This is a genomic window from Methylobacterium sp. E-016 (genome assembly GCF_022829745.1).
In the GTDB taxonomy this organism is placed as follows: Bacteria; Pseudomonadota; Alphaproteobacteria; order Rhizobiales; family Beijerinckiaceae; genus Methylobacterium.
The window spans coordinates 1-788 of record NZ_JAKSYF010000055.1; the positions used below are offsets into that span (position 1 = coordinate 1).

The 788-nt window shown below is 64.5% G+C and carries 2 protein-coding genes; both read right to left on the reverse strand.

The window, feature by feature from the left end:
- Positions 1 to 244, reverse strand: a 244-nt coding sequence (locus MKK68_RS04325; protein WP_244028952.1) for a BLUF domain-containing protein, incomplete at its 3' end; no start/stop codon positions are given.
- A 26-nt stretch (positions 245 to 270) separates the two neighbouring features.
- Positions 271 to 788: EAL domain-containing protein (locus MKK68_RS04330; protein ID WP_244028954.1), on the reverse strand; the 518-nt coding region annotated here is incomplete at its 5' end.

The following is a 788-nucleotide window of genomic DNA, read 5'->3' on the forward strand; positions in this document are numbered from 1 at the left end:
CCGTCACGTCGCCGTGCCGATCGTCGCACTGGATCCGCTCGAACGTCTCCTCGACCTGCCGGCGCGGCCCTTCCAGCACCTGGGCGAACGCGCCCGCATTGAACATCAGCGCCCCACTTACATTGGATCGACCGTTGTTCCGCTGCGACGCGGCGAGGATCTGCGTGATCGATGCAGTCATCTCGGCCTCCGACCCCTGGAGCAAGTTCTTGCTCGCGTAGACCAGGCGATAAAGTTCGCTCATTGTGAGCCATCCAAAAAATTGAAGGGTTACGCTTCCGCTTTGTAGCTTGCGAGGAAGCTCATTAGGTCGTCGGCCGGTATCGGCCTGCTGATGAGGTAGCCCTGCACGTCGGTGCAGCCCTCTTCGCGGATGCGCTGCATCTGCTCCGGCGTCTCGACGCCTTCGGCGACCGTCGTCATGCCCAGGCTCCTGCCGAGGCCTGCGATGGCTCTGATGATCGCGTCGCCGTCCGGCCTGCCCGACAGGTCCTTCACGAAGGAGCGGTCGATCTTGATCTTGTCGAAGGGGAACGAGCGCAGGTAGCTCAAGGAGGAGTAGCCCGTGCCGAAATCGTCCATCGACACGCGGACGCCGAGCTCGCGCAGCCGATGCAGCGTCCGCAGCGTCTTCTCGTTCTCCTGAAGCAGCACGCCCTCGGTGATCTCGACCTCCAGGCGCCGGGCGGGCAAGCCCGAGCCGGCAAGCGCCGACATGATCGTCTCGACCAGGCGGTCGCTCTTGAACTGGGCCGGGGACACGTTCACGGCCACCGCCATGTGCGCCG